1 rRNA gene is annotated in these 399 nt (G+C 53.4%); it reads right to left on the bottom strand.

The window, feature by feature from the left end:
* Positions 1-399: ribosomal RNA gene (locus tag H0X90_RS35495) — 23S ribosomal RNA — on the bottom strand; the annotation flags it as partial.

The following is a 399-nucleotide window of genomic DNA, read 5'->3' as shown; positions in this document are numbered from 1 at the left end:
GTCTTCGATCGATTAGTATTCGTCAGCTCCACGTGTCACCACGCTTCCACCTCGAACCTATTAACCTCGTCATCTTCGAGGGATCTTATAACCGAAGTTGGGAAATCTCATCTTGAGGGGGGCTTCATGCTTAGATGCTTTCAGCACTTATCCCGTCCATACATAGCTACCCAGCTATGCCGTTGGCACGACAACTGGTACACCAGAGGTATGTCCATCCCGGTCCTCTCGTACTAAGGACAGCTCCTCTCAAATTTCCTACGCCCACGACGGATAGGGACCGAACTGTCTCACGACGTTCTGAACCCAGCTCGCGTACCGCTTTAATGGGCGAACAGCCCAACCCTTGGGACCGACTACAGCCCCAGGATGCGATGAGCCGACATCGAGGTGCCAAAC

Origin of the sequence: Burkholderia sp. 9775_39 (assembly GCF_015712225.1) — a bacterium.
In the GTDB taxonomy this organism is placed as follows: Bacteria; Pseudomonadota; Gammaproteobacteria; order Burkholderiales; family Burkholderiaceae; genus Burkholderia; species Burkholderia cenocepacia.
Note: the sequence above shows the minus strand (reverse complement) of the source record. Positions and strands in the feature narration are given on the sequence as shown.